This window comes from Pseudomonadota bacterium (assembly GCA_026388315.1).
Classification (GTDB): domain Bacteria; phylum Desulfobacterota; class Syntrophorhabdia; order Syntrophorhabdales; family Syntrophorhabdaceae; genus MWEV01.
On sequence record JAPLKA010000106.1, the window covers coordinates 1 to 4,845 of the forward strand.

Here is a 4,845-nt window from a genome sequence, read left to right on the forward strand (position 1 = left end):
GAGAAATCATATTCCGGAAAAAGTCCCTCCACATTATCCACCGATACCCCCAACATATTGTATTTACTGGTTAATTATACCATATACGGCACACTTAATCCACGGAATAGTTACGGATGAGGGGATTATTTCACAGGTTCTGCCCCGGCTGCCGGAGCCTCCCCCTCATGCTCGCTTATGCTCGCAGCATAGATTTCCACGGGCTTGCTCGTTGAAATCTATTTATTTTACCTGCTTGGCTAATTCCATTTTTGCTTGCTCAATCCTCTTTTTAAGCCATGGTTTTTCGGCGATCATTTGATCGATCTTGCCGGCAGCGCCGAAGTAAATGCAATGGGCGAGGCATATATTATCCGCACAGGCAGGATAGAGACCATTGTCAACCCTGAAATAACAGAGGTTGCATTTCCGTGCAACACCTTTTTCTTCGTCAAAGGAGATTGCTGAATGAGGGCAGGCATCGATGCACAGTTTACAGCCTGTGCATTCATCTTCATTGAGGATGACGATGCTGTCATTTCTCTTCGAAATGGCCTCCGCAGGACACACCTCCATGCAGGGCGGGTCGTCGCAGTGTTTGCAGGTATTCACCCGGTATGTAAAATCAAGTTTTCCATCAACTACCTTGGGCCCATCTTCAGAAACATAAATGAATTTGACATTGTCCGGTGTATTGTGCTCCTGTTTACACGCCACCTCGCAGGACTTGCAGCCCCAGCAGGAGTTTTCGTCGATCTTCAGAGTATACTTATTCATGACCTTTCTCCTTTCTTCTCAGGGTATATTTTACATAGGAGCGTGCGAATGTTTGTCGCGCCAAAGGCGGGGTCACATCCATCGTAGGCATTATCAGTGAGAATATTAATGTTGGACTTGTCCCAACCATGGCCCGGATCTTTATTTTCAGGGAACCACCATGCATGTTGGGCCGCTACAATCCTCGGGTCCATACCGGCGAAAAGCTGTGCCCGTTGCCTTACTTTGCCGCGCGGGGATTCGATGATGACCCAGTCTCCCTCTTTAATATCTTCCTTGGTAGCAGCATCCGGGTGAATTTGGACTATCGGATCCTTGTGAAGCCCTCTCAGCCATGGCACCTGCCTGTTCTCCGAGTGAAAGAATCCCGGTTGCCTTGCACCGGTGATGAGGATATATGGATATTCTTTGTAAAGTTCAGGAGCGCTTACAGGGCTTTCAGGCACTTCTCTGTGCTGGGGGAGGGGGTCATACCCCATCTTTTCAAGGATTGTAGAATAGAGTTCAAATTTCCTGGTAGGGGTGGAGAAACCCGACTCCTTGTACTTATAGTGTTTTACCGGTCCCCTGAGATAATCCATCTGTTTGAAATCCTTCCATGTAATCCCCATAGGCTGTAAAATAAAATCGAGGGCACCTTCGAAGTTGTCCCACCAGAACTGTTCCTGTCCGATCTTTTTGCCGAGCCGGTTGAGCATCTCGTGGTCCGAAAGGCATTCTCCGATCTGGACAACCTTGCGGCGCGGCAGGATGTAGCCGTGGCGCTTCCAAAAATCACCGATATAATCCATTTCGAGCCACGTTGCTGCAGGCAGTACGATATCGGCAAGCTCAGCAGTTGGGGTCAGGAAGAAGTCAGATACAGCCATGAACTCTACCTTCTCCAGTGCTCTGTATACTTCCTTTGCATTAGCCCTCGTCATAACCGGATTGGAGCTTATGAAAAAAAGCATTTTCACAGGATAGGGCTTTTCTTCAAGGATGGCGTCCCAGACGACCTTTGGGGTTATAATGGCGAAGCGCGAAGCGAGACGGAATTGGTCGCCGCCGAGCCTTTTTTGAGCCTGCTCCACGGGAAGCATGGCATGGGCACCGAACTGACCTACATTTACGATGGGTGGCGTCTTATAAAGGACCTGCCCTCCCTCGGCGTCTATATTTCCTGTAAGGCCCATGAGGAACATGAGCAACCGGTCATTGTCGGCACAATTAATCTGCTGCTCGATGGCTACACCCCACTGAATTGCAGCGGGCTTGCTGGTAGCGAAGAGCCGTGCCGCCTCGCGTATCTTTGCCTTGGGCACCCAGGTGATTTCTTCAACCTTGTCGAGGGGGTACTCATTTACCCTCTTCACAAAGGGCTCCCACCCGAATACATGGTTTTCAACAAATGTTTTATCGTAGAGCTCTTCGTTTACAATAACATTGAGCATGCCGTAAGCAAGGGCAGGGTCTGTGCCGGGCCTGAGTTGCAGCCAGATATCGGCCCGTGCCGCCGGCTTAGTCAATCTCGGGTCAACGACGATCAGTTTTGCCCCTGCGTCGAGGGCCACCGAAAAAGGTTCCCCTTTGTAGCAGTCCGGATTAGATATGGTTACGTTGTTCCCCCACATCATAATGCACTGAGGAAAACCCTCGTATTCGATGATGGGATTTGTGCCCATTGTGATGATACTTGTCGATATGCGGGGGCCGTAACAGAAATGACCTGCCGTCAGGACATTTGGTGAGCCGAGGAGATTGGTGATGCGATAGATTGCTGCTTCGTTTTCACGACCTGTCCCGTAACCGAACACGATGGATTCGGCGCCGTACTTGTCTTTATAATCAAGGATTTTTTCTGCAATAGCATCAAGCGCCTCGTCCCAGGAAATCCGTTCCCATCTGCCGCTCCCTTTGGGGCCGATCCTTTTTACAGGGTAGGTAAGTCTGTCCGGATGGTATGCAAGCTGGGCTGATGCCAACCCCTTGCTGCACAGCGTACCGTGGTTGATAGGACACTCAGGATCGCCGGCTATTTTTGCCACTTTACCATCTTTGACATAGACCAGCACTCCGCACCCTCCGTGACACATCCGGCAATGACTTTTCACTACCGACTCAAAACCGTACACTTCCATCTCCCGCTCTACATTGGAATGCTTAAATGCTTGCATAAAAACCTCCTTTTAAACCGCTTTTATGCCATTTTGTAAATCTTATCCAGGTCAGCGCCAAGCATGCGTGATACCTGTCTGGCGTTCTCGGAAATCATAACACCGAACCCGGAGATCTGCGTCTCCTGAAATGTTCCAATGATGAATAATGACCCGATCAATTCTTCCTGCGAGTTGAAAACAGGGGCTGCAACGGCGTTGATGCCAGGATTCAATTCACCTATATCAAATGCAAAACCTCTCTCACGACATTCCTTAAGCTCAGCCATCAGCCTCGTGCGATCCAGCTTTGTGGCGTCCCCATGGAAGAAAAGTCTCTCTTTTTTTAAAATAAATTTCTGCTCCTCCTGAGACATAAATGCAACAATGGCTTTCCCGTGCGCCCCTGCTGTAGCGGAGAATCGGTGACCAATCCTTATTGTGACGCCGATATTCTTATCTCCTTCATGTTTTGCAACAACAAAGGCATTCCCATCATTAATAATGGCGAACAGTGCCGTGCTGTGTGTTTCGTGTGCAAGCTTTTCAAGAAAAGGGGCCACAGCCTCTCTGTAGTCCATATTGTCGAGAACCTTCCGGGACAGGGAAATTAGCCCGGGTCCCAGGGAGTATGTCTTAGCTTTAAGATTTTTATCTACAAAACCGTACTTTTGCAAAGTGCTTAAGATTGAGTATCCCTTGCTCTTGTGGATGCCCACTTCTTTACAGATATCAGTAAGATTTATCTTGAATGACGGGTTTTTTGCCAGGCAGATCAGGATGCGGGACGCATCATCAACAGCCGGCACAGAAGAGGTGTATGCGGTTTTTTCTTTTTTTTGCCCTTTGAAAGTTTCCATATAATAAATTCTGTATGCAGAACAGTATTTTGTATAGAAAATAATTTATTAAAATAGAATGAGCTTGTCAATAAAAATCTGCAGAAAAGGGTAAACCGTCAGTTTTGATTGGGTTGTTTGATGATGTGGAACTAATTTAATGGTCGGGGCGACTGGATTCGAACCAGCGGCTTCTTGCTCCCAAAGCAAGCGCGCTAAACCATGCTGCGCCACGCCCCGAACGCTACAACATAACACACTTATAAGGAATTTTGCAACACTTCTCAAAAAACAAAAAAGGTTTTGGAAAAACCCAAAACCTTTGATTTTATTGGTTGCGGGGACCGGATTTGAACCAGTGACCTTCGGGTTATGAGCCCGACGAGCTACCAAACTGCTCCACCCCGCTGTTTAATGTGTGCTTATGATATACTGAAAAATTATATGAAGTCAATAATATTGTGACAAGGGCGGCAATATTATTGACTTCATATAAAGTAAAATAGTATAATAAATATTGTTTTTTATACCAATCTTGTACTATAATAAACGTTTGTGCTGGTGTAGCTCAATCGGCAGAGCAGCTGATTTGTAATCAGCAGGTTGCGGGTTCGAGTCCCATCACCAGCTCCACGGAGAGGTTCCCGAGCGGCCAAAGGGGGCAGACTGTAAATCTGTTGGCTCAGCCTTCGGAGGTTCGATTCCTCCCCTCTCCACCATTTGCAAATTTTGTTTTGCAAAATTTGCAGTTATGAGTTTGTAAGTTAAAGGATGCGGGAGTAGCTCAGCTGGTTAGAGCATCAGCCTTCCAAGCTGAGGGTCGCGGGTTCGAGTCCCGTTTCCCGCTCCAAAAAAACGTAGCGGGTTGAAACATTACCTGCTCCAAAAGCCCGCGTAGCTCAGTCGGAAGAGCACTTCCTTGGTAAGGAAGTGGTCACCTGTTCAGTTCCGGTCGTGGGCTCCATAAATTTTTAAACGGAGGTCCTCTATGGCTAAGAAAAAGTTTGTAAGAAACAAACCCCACGTGAATATTGGAACTATTGGACACATAGACCACGGCAAGACCACCCTCACCTCTGCCATTACCAGGTGTCTGGCCAATAAAGGGTTTGCCA

4 protein-coding genes and 6 tRNA genes are annotated in these 4,845 nt (G+C 47.7%); 5 read left to right on the plus strand and 5 right to left on the minus strand.

Annotation, left to right across the window (positions count from 1 at the left end; genetic code table 11):
• Positions 1-222 precede the first annotated feature (222 nt).
• From NTX75_15020 to NTX75_15040, 5 genes are all read right to left on the minus strand, one after another.
• The gene (locus NTX75_15020) at positions 223-756 is read right to left on the minus strand and encodes a 4Fe-4S binding protein (protein ID MCX5817528.1); all 534 of its coding nucleotides are present in this window, start codon (positions 754-756) and stop codon (positions 223-225) included.
• On the minus strand, positions 753-2,912 hold the full coding sequence (locus NTX75_15025; protein MCX5817529.1) for a molybdopterin-dependent oxidoreductase: 2,160 nt from the start codon (positions 2,910-2,912) through the stop codon (positions 753-755). Before NTX75_15025 ends, NTX75_15020 begins: the two co-directional genes overlap by 4 nt.
• A gap of 23 nt (positions 2,913-2,935) precedes the next feature.
• The gene (locus NTX75_15030) at positions 2,936-3,751 is read right to left on the minus strand and encodes an IclR family transcriptional regulator (GenBank protein ID MCX5817530.1); all 816 of its coding nucleotides are present in this window, start codon (positions 3,749-3,751) and stop codon (positions 2,936-2,938) included.
• Positions 3,752-3,891: 140 nt separating this feature from the next.
• Positions 3,892-3,970, minus strand: a tRNA-Pro gene (locus NTX75_15035).
• Between the two features lie 92 nt (positions 3,971-4,062).
• Positions 4,063-4,139, minus strand: a tRNA-Met gene (locus tag NTX75_15040).
• A 148-nt stretch (positions 4,140-4,287) separates the two neighbouring features.
• Between NTX75_15040 and NTX75_15045 the strand changes: the two genes are divergently transcribed.
• From NTX75_15045 to NTX75_15065, 5 genes are all read left to right on the plus strand, one after another.
• A tRNA-Thr gene (locus tag NTX75_15045) sits at positions 4,288-4,363 on the plus strand.
• A 1-nt stretch (position 4,364) separates the two neighbouring features.
• Positions 4,365-4,449: transfer RNA gene (locus tag NTX75_15050), tRNA-Tyr, on the plus strand.
• A 54-nt stretch (positions 4,450-4,503) separates the two neighbouring features.
• Positions 4,504-4,580, plus strand: a tRNA-Gly gene (locus NTX75_15055).
• A gap of 38 nt (positions 4,581-4,618) precedes the next feature.
• Positions 4,619-4,694, plus strand: a tRNA-Thr gene (locus tag NTX75_15060).
• A gap of 24 nt (positions 4,695-4,718) precedes the next feature.
• Positions 4,719-4,845 (plus strand): GTP-binding protein (locus NTX75_15065; protein MCX5817531.1); only part of this gene is annotated, 127 nt, incomplete at its 3' end.